The sequence below is a fragment of the Paraliobacillus sp. JSM ZJ581 genome (assembly GCF_044383835.1).
Classification (GTDB): domain Bacteria; phylum Bacillota; class Bacilli; order Bacillales; family Amphibacillaceae; genus Paraliobacillus.
In genome coordinates this window covers 115,367-139,616 of record NZ_JBISEP010000006.1, presented here as the reverse complement: position 1 = coordinate 139,616, position 24,250 = coordinate 115,367, and the positions used below count along the sequence as shown (strand labels likewise).

Annotated in this window: 27 protein-coding genes; all 27 read right to left on the bottom strand. The window is 34.4% G+C overall.

From position 1 onward, the window contains the following. Window positions 1-131: 131 nt before the first annotated feature. A complete protein-coding gene (aroA, locus tag ACH6CY_RS05990) occupies window positions 132-1,424 on the bottom strand; it encodes a 3-phosphoshikimate 1-carboxyvinyltransferase (protein WP_374066369.1) in 1,293 nt (430 codons plus the stop codon). A gap of 15 nt (window positions 1,425-1,439) precedes the next feature. After that, on the bottom strand, window positions 1,440-2,540 hold the full coding sequence (locus ACH6CY_RS05985) for a prephenate dehydrogenase (RefSeq protein ID WP_374066368.1): 1,101 nt from the start codon (window positions 2,538-2,540) through the stop codon (window positions 1,440-1,442). Further along, window positions 2,537-3,643, bottom strand: coding sequence for a histidinol-phosphate transaminase (hisC, locus tag ACH6CY_RS05980; RefSeq protein ID WP_374066367.1), 1,107 nt, complete (start codon window positions 3,641-3,643; stop codon window positions 2,537-2,539). Before hisC ends, ACH6CY_RS05985 begins: the two co-directional genes overlap by 4 nt. Before the next feature lie 13 nt (window positions 3,644-3,656). Further along, complete coding sequence (gene aroH / locus ACH6CY_RS05975; protein ID WP_374066366.1) at window positions 3,657-4,022, bottom strand: chorismate mutase; 366 nt, start codon at window positions 4,020-4,022, stop codon at window positions 3,657-3,659. Next, complete coding sequence (aroB, locus tag ACH6CY_RS05970) at window positions 4,019-5,098, bottom strand: 3-dehydroquinate synthase (RefSeq protein WP_374066365.1); 1,080 nt, start codon at window positions 5,096-5,098, stop codon at window positions 4,019-4,021. The genes aroH and aroB overlap by 4 nt, the downstream gene beginning before the upstream one ends. Next, window positions 5,098-6,261, bottom strand: coding sequence for a chorismate synthase (aroC, locus tag ACH6CY_RS05965; protein ID WP_374066364.1), 1,164 nt, complete (start codon window positions 6,259-6,261; stop codon window positions 5,098-5,100). The genes aroB and aroC overlap by 1 nt, the downstream gene beginning before the upstream one ends. 117 nt (window positions 6,262-6,378) lie before the next feature. Then, window positions 6,379-7,152 carry a CheR family methyltransferase gene (locus tag ACH6CY_RS05960; RefSeq protein ID WP_374066363.1) on the bottom strand — a complete coding sequence of 258 codons (774 nt, stop codon included), beginning with the start codon at window positions 7,150-7,152 and terminating at the stop codon, window positions 6,379-6,381. A gap of 159 nt (window positions 7,153-7,311) precedes the next feature. Further along, on the bottom strand, window positions 7,312-7,713 hold the full coding sequence (gene ndk, locus ACH6CY_RS05955) for a nucleoside-diphosphate kinase (protein WP_374066362.1): 402 nt from the start codon (window positions 7,711-7,713) through the stop codon (window positions 7,312-7,314). A gap of 33 nt (window positions 7,714-7,746) precedes the next feature. Then, window positions 7,747-8,715: a heptaprenyl diphosphate synthase component II gene (gene hepT, locus ACH6CY_RS05950; RefSeq protein WP_374066361.1), complete on the bottom strand. Its 969-nt coding sequence runs from the start codon at window positions 8,713-8,715 to the stop codon at window positions 7,747-7,749. Between the two features lie 39 nt (window positions 8,716-8,754). After that, window positions 8,755-9,474: a demethylmenaquinone methyltransferase gene (locus ACH6CY_RS05945; RefSeq protein WP_374066360.1), complete on the bottom strand. Its 720-nt coding sequence runs from the start codon at window positions 9,472-9,474 to the stop codon at window positions 8,755-8,757. Between the two features lie 3 nt (window positions 9,475-9,477). Beyond that, entirely contained in the window at window positions 9,478-10,272 is a 795-nt protein-coding gene (locus ACH6CY_RS05940) for a heptaprenyl diphosphate synthase component 1 (protein WP_374066359.1), read from the bottom strand. A 105-nt stretch (window positions 10,273-10,377) separates the two neighbouring features. Next, window positions 10,378-10,602 carry a trp RNA-binding attenuation protein MtrB gene (gene mtrB, locus ACH6CY_RS05935; RefSeq protein ID WP_374066358.1) on the bottom strand — a complete coding sequence of 75 codons (225 nt, stop codon included), beginning with the start codon at window positions 10,600-10,602 and terminating at the stop codon, window positions 10,378-10,380. An 80-nt stretch (window positions 10,603-10,682) separates the two neighbouring features. Beyond that, a complete protein-coding gene (locus ACH6CY_RS05930) occupies window positions 10,683-10,955 on the bottom strand; it encodes an HU family DNA-binding protein (protein WP_374066357.1) in 273 nt (90 codons plus the stop codon). Window positions 10,956-11,287: 332 nt separating this feature from the next. Then, window positions 11,288-12,766, bottom strand: coding sequence for a stage IV sporulation protein A (spoIVA, locus tag ACH6CY_RS05925; protein WP_374066356.1), 1,479 nt, complete (start codon window positions 12,764-12,766; stop codon window positions 11,288-11,290). 401 nt (window positions 12,767-13,167) lie between these two features. After that, the gene (locus ACH6CY_RS05920; RefSeq protein WP_374066355.1) at window positions 13,168-13,428 is read right to left on the bottom strand and encodes a stage VI sporulation protein F; all 261 of its coding nucleotides are present in this window, start codon (window positions 13,426-13,428) and stop codon (window positions 13,168-13,170) included. Window positions 13,429-13,490: 62 nt separating this feature from the next. Next, the gene (locus ACH6CY_RS05915; RefSeq protein WP_374066354.1) at window positions 13,491-14,531 is read right to left on the bottom strand and encodes an NAD(P)H-dependent glycerol-3-phosphate dehydrogenase; all 1,041 of its coding nucleotides are present in this window, start codon (window positions 14,529-14,531) and stop codon (window positions 13,491-13,493) included. Window positions 14,532-14,543: 12 nt separating this feature from the next. After that, window positions 14,544-15,854 carry a ribosome biogenesis GTPase Der gene (gene der, locus ACH6CY_RS05910; protein WP_374066353.1) on the bottom strand — a complete coding sequence of 437 codons (1,311 nt, stop codon included), beginning with the start codon at window positions 15,852-15,854 and terminating at the stop codon, window positions 14,544-14,546. A 125-nt stretch (window positions 15,855-15,979) separates the two neighbouring features. Continuing rightward, window positions 15,980-16,165, bottom strand: coding sequence for a capping complex subunit for YIEGIA (locus ACH6CY_RS05905; RefSeq protein WP_374066352.1), 186 nt, complete (start codon window positions 16,163-16,165; stop codon window positions 15,980-15,982). A gap of 1 nt (window position 16,166) precedes the next feature. Beyond that, window positions 16,167-17,060: a YIEGIA family protein gene (locus tag ACH6CY_RS05900; RefSeq protein ID WP_374066351.1), complete on the bottom strand. Its 894-nt coding sequence runs from the start codon at window positions 17,058-17,060 to the stop codon at window positions 16,167-16,169. Continuing rightward, on the bottom strand, window positions 17,053-17,658 hold the full coding sequence (locus ACH6CY_RS05895) for a YphA family membrane protein (RefSeq protein WP_374066350.1): 606 nt from the start codon (window positions 17,656-17,658) through the stop codon (window positions 17,053-17,055). The genes ACH6CY_RS05900 and ACH6CY_RS05895 overlap by 8 nt, the downstream gene beginning before the upstream one ends. An 89-nt stretch (window positions 17,659-17,747) precedes the next feature. Then, on the bottom strand, window positions 17,748-18,887 hold the full coding sequence (gene rpsA, locus ACH6CY_RS05890; protein ID WP_374066349.1) for a 30S ribosomal protein S1: 1,140 nt from the start codon (window positions 18,885-18,887) through the stop codon (window positions 17,748-17,750). Window positions 18,888-18,989: 102 nt separating this feature from the next. Continuing rightward, a complete protein-coding gene (locus ACH6CY_RS05885) occupies window positions 18,990-19,571 on the bottom strand; it encodes a lysophospholipid acyltransferase family protein (protein WP_374066348.1) in 582 nt (193 codons plus the stop codon). 4 nt (window positions 19,572-19,575) lie between these two features. Then, window positions 19,576-20,253: a (d)CMP kinase gene (cmk, locus tag ACH6CY_RS05880; RefSeq protein WP_374066347.1), complete on the bottom strand. Its 678-nt coding sequence runs from the start codon at window positions 20,251-20,253 to the stop codon at window positions 19,576-19,578. A gap of 108 nt (window positions 20,254-20,361) precedes the next feature. Then, the gene (locus ACH6CY_RS05875) at window positions 20,362-21,015 is read right to left on the bottom strand and encodes a flagellar brake protein (RefSeq protein ID WP_374066346.1); all 654 of its coding nucleotides are present in this window, start codon (window positions 21,013-21,015) and stop codon (window positions 20,362-20,364) included. 132 nt (window positions 21,016-21,147) lie between these two features. Then, window positions 21,148-22,488, bottom strand: a complete 1,341-nt coding sequence (gene ypeB, locus ACH6CY_RS05870) for a germination protein YpeB (RefSeq protein WP_374066345.1) — start codon at window positions 22,486-22,488, stop codon at window positions 21,148-21,150. A gap of 18 nt (window positions 22,489-22,506) precedes the next feature. Continuing rightward, window positions 22,507-23,301: a spore cortex-lytic enzyme gene (gene sleB / locus ACH6CY_RS05865; RefSeq protein WP_374066375.1), complete on the bottom strand. Its 795-nt coding sequence runs from the start codon at window positions 23,299-23,301 to the stop codon at window positions 22,507-22,509. Window positions 23,302-23,513: 212 nt separating this feature from the next. Beyond that, window positions 23,514-24,203 (bottom strand): glutamic-type intramembrane protease PrsW, encoded by a 690-nt coding sequence (gene prsW / locus ACH6CY_RS05860; protein ID WP_374066344.1) that lies wholly within the window; start codon window positions 24,201-24,203, stop codon window positions 23,514-23,516. Window positions 24,204-24,250: the final 47 nt, after the last annotated feature.

Genomic DNA, 24,250 nt, shown 5'->3' with positions numbered 1-24,250 from the left:
CTTAGCTACTTTAGGACGCGAACATAAAATAATTCAGTTGACTATTCTGACTCACCAACGTGATTTGACGTAGAACCGAAAAAACACCTTTCTATCAATGCTACAGTCATTGATAGAAAAGTGTTTTGTGTTTATTTTTGTTGTACATTAGCTAAATCCGCAAAGAAAGACGGATAAGATATATTTATACACGCCGGATCAATCAATTGCGTGTCTTGTTCAGCAATTAAAGATGCAATTGCAATCATCATGCCAATACGATGATCTCCGTATGAATTTCCAACTCCACCTGTTAATGAAGTATTCCCTTCAATAATCATTCCATCTTCAGTAGCACGAATGGATGCTCCTAGACCTTGTAATGTGTCTACAACAGACTGGATTCGATCTGATTCTTTATATCGCAACTCCTCAGCATCACGAATAACCGTTCTACCATTCGCTTGCGTCGCTAATAAAGCTACAATTGGTATTTCATCGATCATACGCGGAATAAGGTCGCCACCTATCTCTATTCCGTTTAAATCAGATGATTCAATTGTAATCGAACCAATAATTTCTCCTCCAATATGACGTTCTTCTTTCACTTCAATGGAAGCTCCCATTTTCTTTAGTACATCAATTATTCCCGTGCGCGTATGATTTAAACCGACATCATGGATGGTCAGCTTACTGTCTGGTACAATTGCAGCTGCAACTAAGAAAAAGGCAGCTGATGATATATCTCCAGGAACATCAATTGTTGTTCCTTTTAATGATTGATTGGTAAGTATGGTAATTGTTTTTTGGTCAATCGTTATATCTCCACCGAATGCTTGAAGCATGTTCTCAGTATGATCTCGAGTGGTTGTAGGTTCAATAATGTTTGTATTACCATCTGCAAAAAGTCCTGCTAATAGAACAGCAGATTTTACTTGGGCACTTTTAACAGGTGGAATAAAACTAATCGATTGAATTGCACCACCTCTGATAGAAATAGGTAAATACTTTCCGTTTTCACGACCGTCAATTTTTGCTCCCATTTGTCTTAATGGGCGAACGACTCGATCCATTGGTCGACTCGTAAGTGAATCATCACCAAATAATGTAACGTGAAAAGGTAAACCAGCCAATACGCCCAATAATAATCGAGCGGTTGTACCTGAATTACCTAAATCAATCGGCTGTTTTGGTTCCTTTAAACCATCTATTCCATTGCTATCAATCGTTACATTTGACCCTTCTTTTTGAATGGTTACTCCCATTGCTCTAAATGCATGAATTGTTCGCAAGCAATCCTCACCATCTAAGAAATTAGAGACTACAGTCCGTCCTTTCGATAATGATCCAAATATAATTGCTCGATGAGAAATCGATTTATCTCCTGGTACAGTTAGGTTCCCTTTTATTCCCGATTGAATAGCGTGTAGTATTTTATTAGTCAATACATCAAACCTCCTTTACTCTTGAAGCATTGTTTCATAACCATTTTTAATTAAAATGCGATGAGCATCTAATTGTTGTTCTTGTGTGACTAAGCTTAATCGAAGTACACCAGTAATGCCTTCTCGTATTTCTAAAATTTCTATATTTTTTATACTTATATCATTTTCAGCTAGTAATGAGACCACTTTTAATAGGGCACCTGTTTGGTCAAAAATATCAACATATACGTCGTAAAAAGAAGGAATCGCACCTTTTTTCTTTGCGCCTAATCCATCACGATATTCTCTTGCCTGTTCCAAATAATGATACATAGATATTTTATCATTCGTTTGAAGAAGTGTTTGCAATTCTGTCATTTCATTAATCCAATCTTTCAATAAACGATTAATAATTGTTTTATTTTGGAAGAAAATATCCTGCCACATCGATGGATTACTAGATGCAATACGCGTGATATCCCGAAACCCACCCGCTGCTAAATTAGGTATTCGCTCATGTTTTTTTTGCCATTTTTTAGCTTGATGAACTAAAGAAGATGCAATAAGGTGGGGGAAATGAGAGATCACACTTGTCATTTCGTCATGCTCTGTTGGATCTAATTCTAAAAAAGAGCATTTTGTCTCAGCTAATAATTGTTTTAGCTCTTCTACTCTTTCTTGACTTACCTGTGCCTCAGGGGTCAGAATATAAATAGCATTCTCGAATAAATGCGCTTTTGCTGCCTGGATACCCTTTTTGTGAGACCCTGCCATTGGATGTCCACCTATAAACGTTACATTTGGTTGTTTTATTTCCTTTGCCGCATCCATTATTGGTTGTTTAACAGAAGAAACATCAGTAACTAGTAATGAATTGGTTACATGGACATCTCTTAAATGATTAATAAGCTCAACCGTTTTAGATACAGGAGCTGCTAAAATGCAATAATCAGCGTTAGACAATGCCTTAGCAAAATCAGTTGTAATCTCATCAACAATACCATGTAATAAAGCATAATCTAATGTTTTTCGATTTGTATCATAACCAATAAGCGTAGTATTTGAACGTTTCTTAATATTAATTGCTAGCGAACCACCAATTAACCCTAACCCCGCAATCACCACTCTTTTACTCATGATTGATCCTTCTCAATTAAAGGACGAAGATAATCATGTAATAAATCTTGTAATTCCTTCATATCTTGTTGATGACCAATTGTAATACGAACGCCTTTTGGATGCCCTAACGCTTCGCCTGAACGGATAATAAACCCTTTTGTTAGTAGATGCTCAAATAACTTATCACCCGTAATAGGAAGTTTAACAAAAACAAAGTTAGCTTCCGAGTCGTAATATTTTAAACCCAACTCATCTAAAAAAGTTAAAAATAGCTGCTTGTTTTCCACTGTTTTATTGACAGAATTTTGTAAAAAATGAGTATCTTCTAAAGCGATCATAGCTGCCTGTTGAGCAATAGTAGTCGTGTTAAATGGTCCTCGAGTGATGTTGAGTAAGTTTGCAATATCTTCTGATGCAACGCCATAACCGACACGTAAACCGGCAAGACCGTAAGCTTTTGAGAACGTTCTTAAAGTAACTAGATTAGTGTACTGACTAATCGATTGGATTGTTTCAGGTGCATCTGATACTGTAACGTATTCATAATACGCTTCGTCAACTACTACTAATACGTTATCCGGGCAATTATTCATAAAATATGCTAATGATTCATTGCTAATGAGGCAACCTGTTGGATTATTTGGTGTACACAACCAAACTACTTTTGTATCAGCATCAATAGCTTCAAGCATCGCCTCTAAATTATGATACCCATTTTCTAAAGGGATTTCTTTGACGGTAGCTCCTTGTATTAACGCATTATGTTTATATTGTGGAAAAGTGGGTTTGGCTATGATGGTATTTGTCCCTGGTTCTAAAAAAGTGCGACAGATAATATCAACTACTTCATCAGAACCACATCCAAATACAAGCTGATCCTTAGCTATACTGTGTTTTTTAGCTAACTGTTCTCTTAGTTCTGCCGCATAACCATCTGGATATAATTCAAATTGCGTAGTTAAAGCAGGTAATGCTTTTTTCACTTCATCTGAATAACCAAACGGGTTTTCATTTGAAGCCAATTTAATGATACGATTTAAGTTATATTCTTTTTTAACCTCTTCTATTTGTTTTCCGGGTTTATAAGGTTTCATTTGTTTTAGTACTTTTTTAGCTTTCATAAAAACGCTCCAATCACATATTCATTAAATCCGGTCTTAACTTTTTTGCTTCATGATGAAAGATATGTTGAATTTCTGATTGTTTAGTTGATGTATTAACAGTAATCATTACACGAATGCAATTTTTTAAGCTACCTGGTACATCAATTTCTTGCATACACATGACAGGAACATAATTCCAACCATCCAGTTTTCGTATTGATTGCGCTGGAAAAGTAGCATTTAATTCTGCTGTTACAGAAACAAATACAGATGCTACATTTTCAGGAATAATTTTGTTTTTTTCTATCATATCTTCTACAAGAATTGCTGTATTCGTTAATATTTCGTGCTTGTCATTCCTCGTAACTGTTGTCGCTCCTCGAATACCACGTATCACTTTTTCACCAACTCTCGTATGAATTTTTCTAATAAATAAGCTAAATCACGATCATCAACAACAGCTACAGTCGGTGAACCTAGTGATTTTAACAAAACCATTTGTACAGTTTGGTTTTTCGTTTTCTTATCTTTTTTCATACGGTTAATTAACTTTGTAATTTGAAGTGGTGGTAACGTTGTTGGAAATTGATTTTTTTTAATCCATTCCAATAATGATTCATATGGTAGTGAAGTATTGTACACATAATCACTAACGCGAAAAGCGAATAGCATTCCTATTGCCACTGCTTCTCCATGTGTAATTTCTCCATAACCAAGTTCAGCTTCAAGTGCGTGCCCCAACGTATGACCAAAGTTTAAATATTGACGAATATGTGATTCCTTTTCATCTTTTTCTACAATATCTGCTTTAACTGAAATGCCTTTTACTAAGTGTTTCATTAGTTCTTGATCAGATAATGGCTTCGTCACATCTACCGTCTGCATTTCATCCCAAAAAGATGGACTGTGAATAAGACTATGTTTTACAATTTCAGCATACCCTGAACGTAATTCTCTTAACGGAATCGTGTGTAATGTTTCAACATCATAAATAACTGCTTGAGGAGGATAGAAATTACCAATTAAGTTTTTTCCTTCTGGGTGATTGACAGCCACCTTACCACCAACACTACTATCATGAGCCAAAACGGTAGTCGGCATTTGGATATAGTCTATTCCACGCATGAAGGTTGATGCTACGAAACCAGCCAAGTCACCAATCATCCCACCTCCTAGTGCGATAATTAACCCTTGTCTATCTAACCCAGTTTGAATTGCTTCTGTAATAATATCAAAATACACACGAATACTCTTTGAATTTTCGCCAGCTGGAACAACAGTGTAGTGAACAGTGTGTTCTGACTGAAGTGTCGAAATGATATCATGTAAATATAATTCTTCCACATTACTATCCGTAATAATAAAAATACTACTATATGTTTTATTAACAAACTGATTGACTTTAAACCGTAATTGCCTACCAATGGAAACCTGATAATGATTTGTACTTGTTTGAACCGAAATTGTTTCCATTAAAAACACCTTATTTCTTCACGATATGCTTCAATTGCTTGCTGTAATTTCGGAAATTGATCATGTGGAAATTGTTCTAACAAGGCTTTCGCTATTTCAAATGCTACAACATGCTCCATTACTACAGCAGCAGCTGGCACGGCACAGGAATCAGAACGTTCAATACTTGCATTAAACGGTTCCTTCGTGTCAATATCCACACTTTGCAGCGGTTTATACAATGTCGGGATTGGTTTCATAACACCTTTTACCACAATCGGCATACCAGTTGTCATACCACCTTCAAAACCTCCGAGACGATTGGTTTTTCGATAGTATCCTCTTTCTTTTTTCCATGCGATTTCATCATGGACTTGACTTCCATTTCTTCTTGCTGCCTCAAAACCAATTCCGAACTCTACACCCTTAAAAGCATTAATACTTTGAACAGCACCAGCAATCCTTCCATCTAATTTACGGTCATAATGTACGTAAGAACCTACACCAGCTGGCATCCCCGTTACAAACACTTCACAAACTCCACCAATAGAATCACCATCTTGTTTGGCCTGATCAATGGCATGCATCATTTCTTTTCCTGCTTCTTCGTCTAAACAGCGTACTGGAGATGCTTCAGAAATTTCTATTTTTTCTTTCATAGAATAGTCTTTCTCTTCTGCGGTAATACCAGCAATTTCATTCACATAACCTACAATCTCAATCCCTAGGTGATGAAGTAATATTTTAGCAACAGCACCAGCAGCAACACGCACAGTAGTCTCTCTTGCAGATGATCGTTCTAGTATGTTACGCATATCTCTATGTCCATATTTCATTGCGCCATTTAAATCCGCATGCCCCGGTCTAGGACGAGTTACTTTTCTACGTATTTTCTTATCAGGATCAACGGGATCTTCTCCCATAATATCTTCCCAATGTTTAAAGTCATCATTATGGACAATTAAGGCAATTGGTGATCCTAATGTATATCCATGTCTTACACCGCCAGCGATATCTACTAAATCTTTTTCTATTTGCATTCGCTTACCACGACCATGTCCTTTTTGTCGTCTCAGCAATGATTCATTAATATTCTCTGTAGTTAGTGGCATTAACGCGGGAATGCCTTCAATAATTGTCGTTAATTGTTTGCCATGTGATTCTCCAGCTGTTAAATAACGCATTACAATCCCCCCAGATTATTATAATTTTGTATTACTATATCATACCTTTCCGATTCTGTGTGTAGCAAATTGATAGATTATTCTATTTTTTCGAAAATTAATCTTAAATTGACCGTATTATTCTATTTTTTGATAAAAAAATGTATCTATCACTTTAAATCCATACTTATCTGGCGTGAATATTTGTTCCGTACTACCAACAAAAAATACCCCTTGTGAATTCAATGAATTATTAAAATTATGATAAATTTTTTCTTTTGCTTCTTCTGTAAAATAAATCAGTACATTGCGGCAAACAATCAAATCAAAATTCTCAGGATATGGATCAGACAAGAGGTTATGCTTTTTAAAAGTTATCGCCTTTTTTAATTTTTCATCAATAACGTACTCTGAATTATGTTTCACAAAAAATTTGTCTTTTAGATCTTTCGGCACTTCTTTTAACGCACGCTCCGAATATACACCTTTCCTGGCACGAGTCAATATTTTTTCATCTATATCTGTTGCAATAATCGTTACTTTTGACAAATCGATATATTGACTAAGCATCATTGCTAATGTGTACGGTTCATCTCCAGTGGAGCATGCCGCGCTCCATATTTTCAAGTTATCTTTCTTATTCAATAATTGAGGTAAAATTTTTTTTTCCAAAACACCCCACCTTGCTGAATTGCGATAAAATTCAGAAACATTTATCGTTATTTTATCTAAAAACTCTTCCATTAGTAACTGATCAGATACTAATGCTTTATAAAATGTATTAAAATCCTTAAACCCTTTTTTGTCTCTAAGTGAGGTCAACCTCCGTTTCATCTGCACTTCTTTATATAGAGACAAGTCTATCCCAGTTTTATTTTTTATTGATTGACTAAATGATTGATAATCAGTCATTTACTCTCCTCCTCCTGTCGATGAGCTAATAGTAAAAACCCCGTCAATGACGAGGGGAAAAATAATTATATTTATTGTTGGAACGAAACACGACGCAAGTGATTTACCTACGCCGGATAAAGAATATTACTATATATGCGTATGACTAACACGTTAAAGTCAAATATTGAAAAAAAGACCAATTTCTCTTAGAGCATTTTCTTTAGAATCTGAGCCATGAATTACGTTGGAACGAATACTAGCACCGAAATCTGCACGAATCGTACCAGGATCGGCTTTTTTGGGGTCGGTTGCTCCAATTAAATTTCGTGATTCCTCAATAATATTTTCACCTTGCCATACCATTGGAACAACTGATCCAGAAGTAATAAAGGAAACTAAATCATTAAAAAAATCTCTACGTTTATGAGCTTCATAGTGTTTTTCAGCTAATTCAGGTGAAATGGTTATTACAGACGCTCGAACCAATTGATATCCTTTTGCTTCAAACCGAGAAATTACTTGTCCAATGATACCTTTCTTTACACCATCTGGTTTTATCATAATGAATGTTTGTTCCATGTTTAAGAATCAGCTCCTAATACAATGATATAGTTACGCCTTTCTTTTCCCAATATAATTAGTTATTTCTTCAAATGTTTTTTTTGCCTTTATATCAGGTAATGTTTCTAGAGATTTACATGCTTTATTCAGGTATCGATTACTTATTTGAAAAGATTTTTCTATCGCATCAGAGTTTCTTATGTATTCAATAAGTGGATCAATTTGACCTTGATGAATCGTTTGATGTGAAAACACTTCTACTATTTCATTATAAAATGCCTTATCTTTCATAGCAATCAGAGTTGGTAACGTAATATTACCTTGAATTAAATCGCTTCCTGACGGTTTCCCAAGCTGTTTGGAAGATGAGGTAAAATCCAATATATCATCAATAATTTGATAAGACATTCCAATGTAATAGCCAAATTGCTTTAATTGTCGTTCCTGTTCTATTGGAACATTTGCTGCAATTGCACCTAATTGACAACTTGATGAAATGAGTAAAGCTGTTTTTCGTTTAATTCTTCTTAGATAATGACGCAAATGTTGATCATAATTATATTTGTCTTTTATTTGCTCTATTTCACCAACCGTTAAATCAATCATCGTTTTAGCTAAGATTTGATGTGCTCTTGGATTGTTAAGATTAGATAAATACTCTAATGACCGCGCAAATATATAATCACCAGTATACATTGCAGTTCGATTGTCCCATTTTTCCTTAACAGTTGGTTCTCCGCGCCTTAATTTTGCATCATCAATGACATCATCATGAACCAAAGAAGCCATATGAATCAATTCTAATGATACAGCTACAGATTTTAAATGTGATAAATTATAATCACCAAAATGACCTGCTAACAAAACAAAAATTGGACGTAGTCTTTTACCTCCAGCTTTTAAAAGTTGTGTTGAGGCATCATTCAATATGGGGTGTTTGGCATGGATTGTTTCTTCCAATCCCTGTTCAATCACCTGCAGATCAGATTTTAGATAAGAATATGTCATTGCTAGTTTCATTATATAATTCACCTTTAAATTTGTTATTCTTAATTTATTCTATCTTGCTTCCCGTTCTTTTTTACCCATATGCATAGCAGCAACCCCACCTGTGTAGCTTTTCACTTCAACAGCAGTCAAACCTGCATCCTCAAACATTTTTTTTAGTTTATTTTTACCTGGAAAGTTTTTCGCTGATTCGTGCAACCACGCATATTCTTTGTAGCTTTTCGCCATAACCTTTCCAAAGGTAGGCATAATAAATTTAAAATAGAAATAATATAATTGCCGAAAGATAGGTAAAGTTGGTTGAGATGTTTCAAGACAAACGACCTTGCCTCCAGGTTTAACCACTCTTGCCATTTCATTTAATACTTGCTGATAATCTGGCACGTTACGCAAGCCAAATCCAATGGTCACAAAATCAAAAGTATTTGATTCGAACGGTAATTGCATTGCATTACCTTGGATAAATGAAAGCTGAGGTTGAATCTGGTTATTATGTTTATCTTTAGCAATAGATAACATGTTCTCACTGAAATCTAGACCGATGATTTTGCCTGAACGTCCAGACTGCTCAGCTAATGCAAAAGTCCAATCTCCTGTCCCACAACAAACATCTAGTGCCGAAGATCCCCTTTTTACTTTCATTTTTTTCATTACATCTTTTCTCCATGCTTTATGTCGATTAAAAGAAATAATAGAATTCATACAATCGTAACGTTGATAAATTTTCTCGAACACATGATGTACACGTTCTTCTTTTGTCTGTTCTTTCATTTCTTACCCTTCTTCCACCGATAACTTATAATGGTTAGAATCTTTTATAAAAAAGGACTGAGCATACGTTTTTAAAAATTGGAATTGTGTCGGTACGTTATAAAACAGTTCTTTTGATAGCAGAAAATGCTTATGTATTGTTGATTCAATTGTTTCTAACAGTTGATTAGCAATTACTTGTTCTTTGCTTAATTGTTCAATAAATAGTTCAAATAATGGGGAATGTTGTTTCGTTAAAAATGCAGTTTTTTCTTGAAGTAACCGTTTTGTTAAAAGCCATTGTTGGATAAAAGAATCAATCGAAGGATTGTTAATGTGATTTGCTACACGAACAATGAGAATAGATTCCAATGCTTTTACTCCATCCACCCAATCATTTAAAGACTGTTTCTTCTCATAGAACAATGTCATTTTTATTTCATTGATTTCTTTAATGGTAGACGCCAACGTAGCAATCATAGCAATATCTTCAAGCTTAGAAAGCATATAATAATATATGCCACTAAAATAATCGCCTGCCAAAACGGTTAACTGTCTGCTTTTTGTTGTTTGTTTTGATTCTTGATCATGTTTTTCTGATACTAAATCGTGTGTATCTAATGCTATTTGTACTAGCATCGTAGTTAAAATGTAATTTTTCTTCTTTTCTTCTGAATAAGATGTTTGTTCTATCAAGTTATATAAGATCACAAGCTTATCGTTGTTTATAACTGGCTTTTTAATAAACTTTTTTAAGTATGGATGTTGAAGTTTATCTTCTAACTCTACTTTTATGCTATTAAATGATACGTCTGTCATAGGATCACCTAAACCCTTTCTCCAAAAAACCATACCGAAAACGGAATTTCATTAAAAATAGTATAACATAAGTTATATCATTTTGCTTTTGTATGTAGCAATTGATTATTGATCGTTTCGCACTTGACCAACGCTAGATTCAATAATAGCTTTTCCTTTAATTTTAATAGCTGAAGTATGTTCTGTAAATTGAACGACTAACATTTCATTTTGGTCAAGTTTTTCAGAGTGATGAAATTTTGTATCCATTCCCCTCGTTAAGCCAATTACTTGTACGCCATTTTCTAGTGCTTTGACAATAAAAAAATCCCCTTGCGATATCTCCTTCATATTAGCATCCCTCTCATTTTTTCATATAATAGAAAAAGGGTGCATAATGCACCCTTTTTTTTGCGCCCATATGTAAATGTTTATTTTACACTATCTTTAAGGGCTTTACCTGGTTTAAACGCAGGTACTTTGCTAGCTGGAATTTCAATTTCAGCACCTGTTTGTGGGTTACGACCTTTACGAGCAGCACGTTCACGTACTTCGAAGTTACCGAAACCGATTAATTGTACTTTTTCACCGTCTTTTAGTGAATCCATGATAGTTTCAAAAACTGAATCTACAGCTTTTGTTGCATCTTTTTTGGATAGTTCGCTTTTTTCAGCGACTGAATTAATTAAATCTGTTTTGTTCATGATATTCACCTCCTCCCAAAATCAATTACCTTTGAAGCGTACGAACATAAATGATATACATATACCATTTGTTCACAAAGATAGTACATATACTTCCAATCATCAATTAAATGATGACAAGGCTTATAATAAACGACTTTTCCTTTAAATTCAACAAAAAATAGAAAAATTTATAATAATTTGTTCTTTCGTCCTAGTAATAACCTGCCAATCTTGCTAATTTCAATTGAATCTTACCATAAGAAAACTTATATTGCAAGTGTTTACAAACATTGATATATTAGCTTTTCACACTTTTTTTTCAGACAAAAAACGACTTGATTTACAAGTCGTTACAAAATTATTGCTATTAAACCTCCGGAACCTTCATTTATAATACGTTCCAAGGTCTCTTTTAGTTTATATCTAGCATTCTCAGGCATTAATGATAGCTTTCCTTGAATACCTTCCCTTACAATTGAGCTTAATGACCTGCCAAAGATATCAGACTGCCAAATAGATAAAGGATCTTCCTCAAAATCTTGCATTAAGTACCTAACTAATTCTTCACTCTGTTTTTCGGTACCAATAATTGGAGAAAATTCTGATTCTACTTCTACTTTTATCATATGAATAGATGGCGCAACTGCTTTTAATCGTACCCCGAAGCGAGCTCCTTGTCGAATAATTTCTGGTTCATCTAAACGCATATCGTTGATCGATGGAGCAGCCACACCATAGCCCGTTTGCTTGACCATTTGTAAGGCATCGGCTATTTGATCATATTCTCTTTTGGCTTCAGTGAAATCTTGCATTAATTGAAGCAGATGATCTTTACCTCTGATTTCTTCTCCAACAATCTCTTTTAAGACTTGATCATATAAATAATCAGCAGCTTCTAAATCAATTTCAGCAATACCTTCACCCATTTGAATACCGGCTATTTTAGCTTGATCAATATAGTCATAATCATCAAATTGGCCAACCACTCTATCTACATCTCGAAGCCGCTTGATATCTTTTACAGTTTCTTGTATAGCTAATTGATAGCTTTCCCTCAACCAATGCTCTTCATTTAAAACCATGACCCAACTCGGTAAGTTCACATTAACTTCTAATACAGGGAATTCATATAGAGCTTCTCTAAGTACATTATACACATCATGTTCTCGCATGTTTTCAACACTCATAGATAAAACGGGAATATCGTATGTCTCTGCTAAGTCTTGTCTTAAAAGCTCTGTATTTTGATGATAAGGCTGTACAGAGTTAATTACCATGATAAACGGCTTCCCTACTTCTCGTAGTTCTTCTACAACTCTTTTTTCTGCATCTAAATATTCTTCCCTTGGAATGTCACCAATTGTTCCATCTGTTGTTACAACCACACCCATTGTGGAATGCTCTTGAATCACTTTTCTTGTTCCGATTTCCGCCGCTTCATGAAACGGTATCGATTCTTCGTACCATGGCGTATGAATCATTCTTGGCCCATTCTCGTCTTCAAATCCTTGCGCACCGTTTACCGCATAGCCCACACAATCAACTAATCTAACATTCACATCCAATCCTTCATCGACTTGTACACTTACAGCTTGATTTGGGACAAATTTGGGCTCTGTTGTCATAATTGTTTTTCCTGCTGCACTTTGAGGTAATTCATCTTGTGCTCTTACTCGTTCACCTTCGTCGGTAATGTTCGGTAAAACAGCTTGCTCCATAAATTTTTTAATGAAAGTTGATTTACCAGTACGTACAGCTCCTACAACCCCTAAATAGATATCACCATTTGTTCGTTTTGAAATATCCTTAAAAATATCAACTCTTTCCAAGTGATCCCCTCCTGATCTCCTTAACGCCTTCACGATTACGAACCTTTGACAATTTCATTCTATGACATTGTCCCATTAAAATATGACTTAATCATATGAAAAATTTAAGATAATGGAGCAAATGTAGTTCATGATCATTCACAAAGCCGATTCTTATCGATCTCTCTTAAATAGTTATGCCAATTAAACAAATAATAGAAGGGGAATTATAGATTATTTTAATTTTATCGATTTTTAAAAAGAATTAGTTATATGCTATGTTAAACAAAAAAAGAGATAGAGTATTTAAATCTCTATCTCGGTATGACTAAATAATACCCAAAGCAACCCTAAAATAAATACCTGTGCGCTTTATTTTATGCGGATTCTGGAGTGTTTGTATCCTCATCAGCCCAATTCGGTTACTTTTTAAATAATTGTCCTAATGCGTTTATATCCTTAGGTACGTTATTTTTAGTAATGGATTGCACCAATTTGTCTTCTTTTTCTTTTGAAATTGGTTTGTTTGCCATTTTGGCAAGTTGTCTCACAAGATCACGAACTGTTTTTTCATTTGAGAAATCAGCATTTTGTACTGAATTAGCAACGTTTAAAATTTGATCGGGACTTATGTTAGAGTTTTTTTGAATCTGATCAAACATATTTTTTTGAAAATCGCTCACACGCTCTCCTCCTTGACTAATATCTTCTAGATACTATATGCAAGTCGGATTATCATTGTTCATTATTGCTGATATCTATTAGATAAAACGTTTGATAAATCTTCCATTTCGTGTCGGCGCATACGTGTCATTAATTGATCAACAACATCTTTTGGATTAGCATCTTCAAACAAAATCTTATACAATCCTTTAGTAATAGGCATTTCAACATTTTCTTTTTCAGCTAGCTCATAAGCTGCTTTAGTTGTGCGAACACCTTCAACTACCATCCCCATTTCACCCAAGACATCATCAAGATTTTTACCTTTTGCTAAAAGATTCCCCGCCTTCCAATTCCGACTATGTACACTAGTACAAGTAACAATTAAATCACCCACACCGCTTAATCCTACAAATGTTAGTGGATCAGCACCTTTTGCTGTCCCTAAACGCGCAATTTCTGCTAATCCTCTCGTAACTAATGCTGCTTTTGCATTATCACCATAACCTAGCCCATCAGAAATACCCGCACCTAATGCAATAATATTCTTAAGTGATCCACCAAGTTCAACACCAATCATATCAGCACTTGTATACACACGGAAATGTTCATTGATAAATAGATCCTGTACTTTTTCTGCTTCTGCCATCGTTTTAGAAGATGCTGTTACCGTTGTCGGATGTTTGAGACTAACTTCTTCTGCATGGCTTGGTCCTGATAAAACAACGATGTCTGTATAACATTCTTGAGGTAACTCTTCCTCCATCATTTCAGATACTCGTTTTAGCGATTGAGGTTCAATCCCCTTTGTACCATGTATAATAGTTACACGATGTTCTAAGATCTTAGCTACTTTTCGGCACACTTCTCTTATCGCTTCTGTAGGTAGCACAAACACAATCGTCGATACATCCTTCAACGCTTCATCTAATGATGTGTAAGCTTTAAGACACTCAGGTAATACAACATTTGGTAAATAATTTTTATTTGTATGTGTATGATTAATTTCATCTGCATGTGATTGATTATGTGTCCATAATCGCACATCATGTCCATTATCCTTTAACACCATTGCCAATGCAGTTCCCCAACTACCTGCACCTAAAACAGCTATTTTTTCCATGCTTATCCTCCTCTATTGTCTACGTCTTGCGAAAATTTTTATCGGAGTTCCTTCAAATCCAAATGCTTCGCGTATTCTATTTTCTAAAAAACGTTCATATGAAAAATGTAATAGTTCTGGGTCATTTACAAAAACAACAAAACTAGGCGGCTTTACTCCTACTTGTGTTGCATAGAGTATTTTCAAGCGTTTCCCTTTAATCGTCGGAGTTGGATTCACTGCAAGTGCATCCATGATTACATCGTTTAGTACATTTGTTTCCACTCTTTTTGTATGATTCTCACTTGCCTCTAATACTTGTGGCAGAAGTGTATGTGTTCGTTTTTTCGTTTTTGCAGATAAAAATACAATTGGAGCATAATCCAAGAATAGAAAATGAGCTCTAATTTTATCTTCAAATGCCTTCATCGTTTTCTCATTACTATCAACAGTATCCCACTTGTTCACTACAATAACTACTGCCTTACCTGCCTCATGTGCATAACCAGCAATTTTTTTGTCTTGTTCTATAATTCCTGTTTCAGCATCAATTAACGTCAAAACAACATCTGAACGTTCAATCGCTTTCAACGCACGTAATATACTGTATTTTTCAGTAGTTTCATAAATTTTACCTCGTTTACGCATGCCAGCAGTATCAATAATCACATAATCACGTTCGTCTCTAGTGAACGGTGTATCTATAGCGTCTCTAGTAGTTCCTGCAATCTCACTAACAATAACTCGCTCTTGTTGTAATAAAGCATTTACTAATGATGATTTACCTACATTTGGTCTACCGATTAAACTAAAATAAATCGTATCTTCCTCCACTTGTTCCGTTTGTTTTGTAGGAAAATAACTTACTACTTGGTCTAATAAATCACCTAATCCTAAGCCATGTGTTCCTGAAATTGGAAAAGGCTCACCAAATCCAAGAGAATAAAATTCATAAATGTGCTCTTTCATTTCTAGATTATCTATTTTGTTTACCCCAAGTACGACAGGTTTATTTGATTTAAATAATAGTTTAGCAACCTCTTCATCTGCACCAGTAATACCTTCACGACCGTTTACCATAAAAATAATAACGTCCGCTTCATGAATCGCCACTTCTGCTTGTTCCCGCATTTGAACAAGTAATGGCTCATCACCTAATTCAATACCACCAGTATCAATCAAATTAAACGTAGTGGTCAGCCATTCAGCTTGAGCATAAATCCGGTCTCTTGTTACACCAGGTGTATCCTCGACAATAGATATTCGTTCTCCTACAAGTCGATTAAAAATGGTTGATTTTCCAACGTTGGGTCTACCTACTATTGCTACAATTGATTTTCTCATGAAAGGTACATCCTTTCTTTTATACTTGCATTTTCATTGATGCATCGTAACTTTCTTTTTGAAAATTATAGTTCTTAACCTATATAGTTTAGCAAAAGCAATGCATAGAAACAACATTGTTTTATTTAATGCTTTACAATTATGTATAATTCATCACTTAATGCATGACTAATTCCATCTAGAATGGCTTCTAAATTCGCAGCAACTTTGTTCATTTCCTCCCTTGTTTCGCAACAAAAGATTGGTGCACCTCCATCTATCTTTTGTTGATTCGTAGTAATAACCGCTAAAATTGCTTTATCTATGGTCATGCTATACACCTCGATTTTTTTTACTAACTTTCGATTCTGACGGCATACGTATCGCATTTTCTAAAACCGGTACTGCACCTATAATTTTTGCCGCTTTTTTTGGATCTTGATTTTGTGGCAAAATAAATACACCGATTCGACCATCATCTAAATCACGTTTTATTAAAGGGACTAAAGCTGGCGTACCAGAATCTCTGAAAACACCTAAGGAAACAGACACATCATGTAAAATTGCTTGTCGTTGGCCTAAATTTGCAATCGTTGAACGCACGTCAAAATTTTTAGGTGTTAAAACAAACCCCATGCCAAATTTCTTTATTTCTTCTTGTCTCTCCGGTAAACCAATATTCATAATATAGATGTTATCAACATATAAACCTGCTCCATCAAAATAAATCTCTGATAAAGAAATATCTACAATTTCTTTTAATGTTGAACCACTCATTAATTTTTTATTAAGAATAAAACAAATAATGGTTGTAACGATTGCCCCGGACCAATTCATCACGATATATGCAAAAGTAGTTAAAAAGGCAGTAAATATGACTAGATAATTTCGGCTTTCAAATGCAATAGCAATTCCTTCGATATATGTATTACCTCTCGGAACTAGTTCATATCCATCCAACTCTGCCAAAGTATTTCTTTCCATGTTTCTTACTTCTCTAAATTGTGATGCTGCGATGGTTAAAAAAGTTACAGCAGTAAACTCTTTTTCCATAATTGCGGGAATTGCTACAGATCCTAGTCCTGCAGCAATAAACCCCAATGCCAGATGAATTACTTTACCGTGTAAATAGGTTGGATATTGCCGATAATCTGTGCGTAACATAAGTGCTCTAGCAATCGTTCCGACAGTTACGCCATATATAATTGGCATTGTATATTCATTCATTTGTCCACCTCTTATTTTGCTGTTCTAACATATGTAGTATGTCCTGGAGTTTTATTTTTATTTCAAGGAAAAAATGATAAAGCAAAATCGTACACGTTAATGAACAGAGTAAGAGGAACATAAATGTGTCTCCAATGGTAACATCCCACTCTAGACGATAGACCACCAAACTATATACAATCTCTCCGATAATAATAGATGTACAAGCAATAATGAATCGTTCGACCATATTAGAAGTAATAAACAAAACCAAAAATGCTAAAATCAAACTAAATATGATTATTTTTGGAGCAAACACCCACACCGGATTCGTAATATCCCACAATTGAAGTGCAGCATAAGCATGTGCAATAAATAAGCACGCTAAAAACAAAAACAGCTTTCTTCTTGCTAAAACTAGCAATATATTACTCACAATAAACAGAAATATAACGGATAGATTTACTGTAATACCAAACCACCTTAAGTTAAAAGAGCTACATGTAATTAATAACAACATAAAACAAGCGATGTTATTTCGTTTTTTTCCTTTTTCCATTAAGAAAGTTACAATTACCCAATATATCCAGAGAAACCAATAAACTACGATCATTTTCATCACCATTAAAAAGTATAACTAAAAACAATATTTCTAAACCTCACAAACAAAAAACTGGGTAACTTTTTGTTTACCCAGTTTTTAATAGTTTATTTATATTTGTCTAATTTGTCACCGATCATATCACCTAATTGAAACCCAGCATTATCTTCTTCCTTCTCGTATGCTTTAAATACTTGTTGATTTTTTTCAGCTTCAACTTCTTTAATGCTTAAAGAAATACGCTGATCCGATTCACTCACATCTAATACTTTCACATTAACTTGTTGGTTTACCTCTAAGACTTCTTGAGGAGTACCAATATGTTCAGTCGATATTTGTGAAATATGGACAAGACCTTCTACACCAGGCAATACTTCAACAAAAGCTCCAAAGTTAACTAACCTTTTAACCGTTCCTTCAACAATACTGCCAGGTTGTACTTTTTCACTTATATTTTCCCATGGCCCTGGTAAAGTATCTTTAATGGACAGCGAAATACGTTCATTATCTTCATCAACGGATAATACTTTCACATTAACTGTTTCACCTTCTGATACTACTTCTGTTGGTTTTTCCACATGCTCATGTGAAAGTTGTGAAATGTGCACTAATCCATCAATTCCACCTAAATCAACAAAAGCTCCAAATGAAGTAATACGAGCTACTGTTCCTTCTAAGGTTTGACCTACCTCAATAGACCCCAGTAATTGTTGTTTTTTCTCTGTTTCTTGGGCTTCAACAACAGCACGGTGAGAAAGAATGACACGATTTTTAGCTTTATCTAGTTCAACGACTTTTAAAGAAATTGTTTTATTTTGATAATCAGAAAAATCTTCAACAAAGTAAGTTTCAATTAATGAAGCAGGTATAAATCCTCTTATACCAACATCTACAACTAATCCACCTTTTACAATTTCTTTTACTGTAGCATCAAAAACGGTACCTTTATCTAATTTGTCTTCCAAGTCATTCCATGCTTGTTCCGCATCGATCGCTTTTTTGGAAAGTATAACCTCTTCCTCTTCGATTTTTTTAACTTTTAAAGTTAATTCGTCTCCTTCATTCACAAGGTCACTAGCCTTTTCAATGTGAAGACTTGATAATTCACTTATTGGCACAATACCATCCATCTTGTAATCAATATCGACCAACACTTGTTTTTCTTCTACTTTTACAACTTTACCTGTAACTGTATCACCTTCTGTTAGTCCTTTGAAATCTGTTACTTCTTTATTTAACTCATCCATAAAAACGGCCTCCTTGAATTTGTGACAAAACTTAAAAGTAACTTGTCTTTTTTTCTAACTTCTAACATTTTTGCTTATTTGTCAAGCAATAGACAATAAAAACTACGAGTATTTAGCTTTTAATTGTTTTATATTTTCCATAATAACATTCGTCACTTCACTTGCTTTGACCTTGTTTTCCCTTAAATCATCCATCGCGATCTCTTTTCCATACACTACCTTCAAACGCTTGCCTTTTTGATACGGGCCAATAATAGCACATGGTATAACTGTCGCCTCAGATCGTAATGCAAAAAAACCAACACCAGAAAGCCCTTTGCCAATTTCTCCTGTCTTACTTCTTGTGCCCTCTGGAAATAATCCTAATGTTTTTCCGTCTTTCAAAATAGCTAAAGCACTTCTTAATGCATCTCGATCTTTCATTCCTCTTTTGATTGGAAATGCATGTAACTTCAAAAGTAGACCACCTAAAAACTTGTTTTTAAATAATTCTTCTTTTGCCATAAAATAAATATCTCTTGGACACGTAATTCCAACAACAGGTGGATCTAAATTAGATATGTGATTGGAACAAATAATTACTGGCCCTTTTTTTGGAATGTTTTCTTTTCCAATAACGTTAAAGCGATAAATAGGGCGTAGTATGATATAAACGACTGATCTAGCAAATCGATAAAAACTCATTGTTTTACTCCTTTGTATTAGAAACAATTGTTAAAATTTTATGTGTCACTTCTTCGATAGACAGTGATGTTGTGTCAATTTCAATTGCATCTTCTGCTCTAATAAGTGGAGATACTTCACGTTCCGAATCCAATTTATCTCGATTAGCGATTTCTACTTTTAATTTTTCTAAATCCGATGTGAAACCTTTTGATACATTTTCATCATGTCTGCGGATAGCTCTCTCTTCTACAGACGCAATAAGAAATATTTTCACCTCTGCATCGGGTATGACATGTGTTCCAATATCTCTTCCATCCATTACAACTCCACGTTTAGCGGCCAATTGTTTTTGTTGTTTAACCATTTCTTCACGTACCAGTCGATGCTGTGCCACAACGGAAACATGGTTCGTTACATCTTCTCCTCGAACAGCATCCGTCACATCTTCTTCATCGATTAACACCATTTGTTTATTATTCACTTGTTGTAGTCGAATAGTCGACGTTTTAATTAATTCAAAAAGCTTATCACCATCTGATAGCGGTATATTATGTCGTAAAGCTTTATAAGTTAATGCACGATACATTGCTCCTGTGTCAATATATATGTAATCTAATTGATATGCTACCTTTTTTGCTACTGTACTTTTACCGGCAGCTGCTGGACCATCAATTGCAATAGCAATTTTGTTGTTTTTCATCATTCTACTTCCTCTCTGCATAAACCACAAAATAATCGTCTACTTATGTATTTCATAAGTAAAGGATAACATATTTTTAACATAATGTTAGATACGTTTCCTCAAAAATTATAATTCACGTCTTCGATTTTTTAATTGCGTTTCAAAACAATGACGGATAATGAGTTGTCGATCCCTTTCAGAAATATCCTTAAATTCAAGAGTAAGCAACGGCTTATCTGCCTCATCCTTCTTGAAGATACGAATGACGGATGCCTCTGTCATAATATATTCTGTTCTTTCATTTTCCATTGGTAATACAACACATATATCTACAACATCTCCGTTATGATATAACTCCTCAATTGGATAAAGTGCACATAACCCTCCACCACTAATATCGGTGGTAATCGAATGAAAAGGTTTTTTGATACTTTTCATGTCATGGATCGAAATATCTAAAGCACTATTTACTCTTACATATTCTCTTCTCTGAATCCGTATCATATCATCTTGTGAGAAGTAAATCATTAGCATTGGGATTTTCCCCATTTTCTTACCAATGATTTCTGTTTTGAACTGATAAACAGTTTGGGATTGATCAACAAAACTTACATTAAAAGTTGTTCCTTTCGGGAAAATATTCGTTCTGCCAGTCGTTTCATTAATCGGGTAATCAATATATATTGTAGAGCCTTCTTGTTCAACCACTTTGCTACGATAATTTGACGACTCTTCCTCTTCTAATGCTTGTAGTCTTAATGTCATACCTATTTTTATCAACTTTCAAAAACCCTCCTATAAGAAGCATTAGTTTTCTTCTGCTTATTTAGTACTAAGAATAAATACTCATTATAGTTATACAACATTTTTACCTAAAATGAAAGAAAAAAGGGAAGGATTTACATCCACTCCCTAATCTAAATTCCATTTTGTTTCTACAGCTTTTAATTTTTCCACTTGTAATTCATTTCCATTGTTTGCATCAATGAATATTCGATACGTTTCCTCACCCATTGTTCCTAAAAATGCATATGCCAATACCTCTTCTGCTACATCATTTTCTACTACAGCTAAATGTTGATCTTGAACAGTAACAGATGGATTCACCTTTGCTTTAGCATCATCCAAAGAAATCGTTGGTTCTTTGATCGTTCTTTCCTGATGGTTGCGATAATAGTCATTTGCCATATAACCTAATATCTCACCGTTATCTAATGCAACCTTCAATTGAACTTTATCAGGATACATTCGCACATCATCTTGTTTATACAAAAACTGAAATACACCGACATGATCATATTGACTACTTTGAAAAAGCTCCATTTTTGTCAAACCATTTTTTTCTAAAAACGTGGAAGCTTTCTTTGCTGCCTCATTTAAACTTAACTGTTGCTTTTTTATTTTTCTGTTTAGCATAAAGGAAAGTGTGTTTCCACCTTTTTCAGATAAATCAATATAACCATGAACACCATTTGATTTAAAAGAACCACTATACGTTGGTAATGTCGCACCTTTCCCACTTTTTGCAACTACTACGTTTGTTTCTTTTGGTAATGAAAACAGCTGACGAATTTTTTTTTCGGCCTCATTTTCTTTTATTTTCTTTCCTGAAATAAATCGATAATCATGCTTCTCATTTGATATACCTGTAATATTAGTGGAAAGCGTACTTTCAGCATATTCTCTTGCTGTCTGATCTACTGTTTTAAAACCATCGATGATCGTATTATCTTGTTGTTCATCATTATTAACTAAAGCTAACTGCACGTCCATCCACCGTAAATTATCTTCTAATACAACATGCTGTACTTTTCGTAGCTCTTTCTTAATATCTCCAGATGTTTGATATAAATCTTTCAAGTCCTTTATTTCTTCGTCTGACAGTGGGTTATTTTCCAGATCTCGAACAGCTGTCCGATAAGTAAAGTCACCAATATTAGACAAAAACTCTTCCGTTTTATTGAATGGTAATAAAGCTAGTGGTAATTGACCGACGTCCGTGTTCGCTTCTGAAGTAATTCTCCATATTTCAACTAGTTGAGGAGATAACGTCTCTTTCGTATTTAATGCTAATGTTGTTCCAATTTTGTCATGTAGTAAATCAATTTTATAAGTTAAATCGTGAAATGCACGTTGGTAATTATTTTCTGCCTGCACTAATATCGCATTTTTCTCTTGGTGCTCTTGATAGCCCCATGCAGCTGTTGCAAAAATCGCAATGGATAATAATGTTATCGAAATCCATCTAAACATACTAAGTTTACTCCTTTCTTACATGCAAAATACATGTTTTCCAATTCGTTTAATTTGTGGTCTAGACCAAATCCAACTAGACGTTGCGGTGTTTGGATTGAAATAATAGATTGCATCACCTGTAGGATCCCATCCGTTTAAAGCATCAACTACTGCTTTTTTTGCAGTATCATTCGGTGTGAGCCAAATTTGACCATCTGCAACAGCTGTAAATGCGCGTGGTTCAAAAATAACCCCAGAAATTGTGTTTGGAAAAGATGTGCTCTGAACACGATTTAAAATAACAGCAGCAACCGCTACTTGACCTTCATAAGGCTCCCCTCTTGCTTCACCATAAACCGCATTCGCAATTAGCTGTATATCATTTTGAGAATAACCATTTGGAACATTAACCGAAGTAGGCTCTAATGATGTATTTTGGTTATCTGTTGCTTGTTTATTATCATTTGCTTTGTTTGTATTATTTTTATTATTCTGTTTTACTTGTTCTTGCTTAGGGGTGCCTCCGTAATAAGTAAACTTATTTCCCGATTCTATATTTTTTTTAATAAATTGTTTATCATACTTTGATACTTTTACTAACTTATCTTTCACTTGCTGTCCTGCCAATCCATCTATCTTCATTCCAAATTCATATTGAAAATTTCGAAGTGCCCAATAGGTCCCCCATCCAAACACCCCATCAATCTTTCCGTTATAAAAGCCTACATATTGTAACCTTGCTTGTAATTCAATGACATCTTCTCCTGTTGCACCATGTTGTATAATTTGCGGACTAAAAGCGTTCACTTCTTCAATTGGTTGCATAGCCATTGATGTAAATACTAAAAGGAAAAAACCAATTAACCATAACTTTTTTGTTTTCATAGACATAACGAAGCCTCCTGCTATCTAAATACATTCGTTAGTGGTATTTTTAGGCTAATTCTTTTTTTTATTCATTATTTTGTTTTAATCTATACGTTTAATGTGATGACATAAAAAAATGTGTGTTTTATGATTGGTTAAATCACGCTACACACACTTTATAATAGATCGATATTCTGTTTTGATGTCGGATGGTTACTCCATCTTGTATAGTGATTTGCTTGCTTCACTTTTTTTATTGCATTTAACCATAATAGAATCATAAATGGAGTTAATATGTATAACCAATTTCCTTTCGTTGTTTGTAAAATATAATCATACAAACCATGTAATAGAAAAGGTAATAATAATGCTACAAACATCATTAACCTCGGCTTTAGAGGATTAAATCGTGCCCTACCTAGATAATAACCCATTACCACACCGAATAATGCATGAGACGAAACAGGGAAAAAAGCTCTAGCAAGAGCATACTCTATCCCGTGAGCAACAAGATATAATATATTTTCAACAGTTGCAAAACCTAAACTAATTGCCACGCCATATATGATTCCATCATAAAAAGAATTAAAGGTTGTAAATTTATATACTGTATAAACAAAAATAAACCATTTAAAAAATTCTTCTAAAAGCCCAGTCAATATAAATGAAGAAAGAAAAAACCCTTGTGCAACTTCTTCAGCGGCAAATGCATATTGAATAAACATAATTGGAAATACTAGTAAAGCACCATAAACAAACGATTGAACAATAGGTAAAATGGGTTCTGTATTAAAACGATCCTTTAAATAAAAAAAGGTCATTAACGCTAATGCAGGCGCTATTCCAGCTGATAGAAGTACTAACATACTATGATACCCTCTTCCATAAAAATTACTTTCATCGTATCATGAAA

Excerpts from the sequence above, each read along its gene's own strand:
- ACH6CY_RS05985 (WP_374066368.1), bottom strand. The coding sequence starts at position 2,540 with ATGAGTAAAAGAGTGGTGATTGCGGGGTTAGGGTTAATTGGTGGTTCG.
- hisC (WP_374066367.1), bottom strand. The coding sequence starts at position 3,643 with ATGAAAGCTAAAAAAGTACTAAAACAAATGAAACCTTATAAACCCGGA.
- aroB (WP_374066365.1), bottom strand. The coding sequence starts at position 5,098 with ATGGAAACAATTTCGGTTCAAACAAGTACAAATCATTATCAGGTTTCC.
- aroC (WP_374066364.1), bottom strand. The coding sequence starts at position 6,261 with ATGCGTTATTTAACAGCTGGAGAATCACATGGCAAACAATTAACGACA.
- ACH6CY_RS05960 (WP_374066363.1), bottom strand. The coding sequence starts at position 7,152 with ATGACTGATTATCAATCATTTAGTCAATCAATAAAAAATAAAACTGGG.
- ndk (WP_374066362.1), bottom strand. The coding sequence starts at position 7,713 with ATGGAACAAACATTCATTATGATAAAACCAGATGGTGTAAAGAAAGGT.
- hepT (WP_374066361.1), bottom strand. The coding sequence starts at position 8,715 with ATGAAACTAGCAATGACATATTCTTATCTAAAATCTGATCTGCAGGTG.
- ACH6CY_RS05945 (WP_374066360.1), bottom strand. The coding sequence starts at position 9,474 with ATGAAAGAACAGACAAAAGAAGAACGTGTACATCATGTGTTCGAGAAA.
- ACH6CY_RS05940 (WP_374066359.1), bottom strand. The coding sequence starts at position 10,272 with ATGACAGACGTATCATTTAATAGCATAAAAGTAGAGTTAGAAGATAAA.
- mtrB (WP_374066358.1), bottom strand. The coding sequence starts at position 10,602 with ATGAAGGAGATATCGCAAGGGGATTTTTTTATTGTCAAAGCACTAGAA.
- ACH6CY_RS05930 (WP_374066357.1), bottom strand. The coding sequence starts at position 10,955 with ATGAACAAAACAGATTTAATTAATTCAGTCGCTGAAAAAAGCGAACTA.
- ACH6CY_RS05915 (WP_374066354.1), bottom strand. The coding sequence starts at position 14,531 with ATGGAAAAAATAGCTGTTTTAGGTGCAGGTAGTTGGGGAACTGCATTG.
- der (WP_374066353.1), bottom strand. The coding sequence starts at position 15,854 with ATGAGAAAATCAATTGTAGCAATAGTAGGTAGACCCAACGTTGGAAAA.
- ACH6CY_RS05905 (WP_374066352.1), bottom strand. The coding sequence starts at position 16,165 with ATGACCATAGATAAAGCAATTTTAGCGGTTATTACTACGAATCAACAA.
- ACH6CY_RS05900 (WP_374066351.1), bottom strand. The coding sequence starts at position 17,060 with ATGAATGAATATACAATGCCAATTATATATGGCGTAACTGTCGGAACG.
- ACH6CY_RS05895 (WP_374066350.1), bottom strand. The coding sequence starts at position 17,658 with ATGAAAATGATCGTAGTTTATTGGTTTCTCTGGATATATTGGGTAATT.
- rpsA (WP_374066349.1), bottom strand. The coding sequence starts at position 18,887 with ATGGATGAGTTAAATAAAGAAGTAACAGATTTCAAAGGACTAACAGAA.
- ACH6CY_RS05885 (WP_374066348.1), bottom strand. The coding sequence starts at position 19,571 with ATGAGTTTTTATCGATTTGCTAGATCAGTCGTTTATATCATACTACGC.
- cmk (WP_374066347.1), bottom strand. The coding sequence starts at position 20,253 with ATGAAAAACAACAAAATTGCTATTGCAATTGATGGTCCAGCAGCTGCC.
- ypeB (WP_374066345.1), bottom strand. The coding sequence starts at position 22,488 with ATGTTTAGATGGATTTCGATAACATTATTATCCATTGCGATTTTTGCA.
- sleB (WP_374066375.1), bottom strand. The coding sequence starts at position 23,301 with ATGGCTATGCAACCAATTGAAGAAGTGAACGCTTTTAGTCCGCAAATT.
- prsW (WP_374066344.1), bottom strand. The coding sequence starts at position 24,203 with ATGTTAGTACTTCTATCAGCTGGAATAGCGCCTGCATTAGCGTTAATG.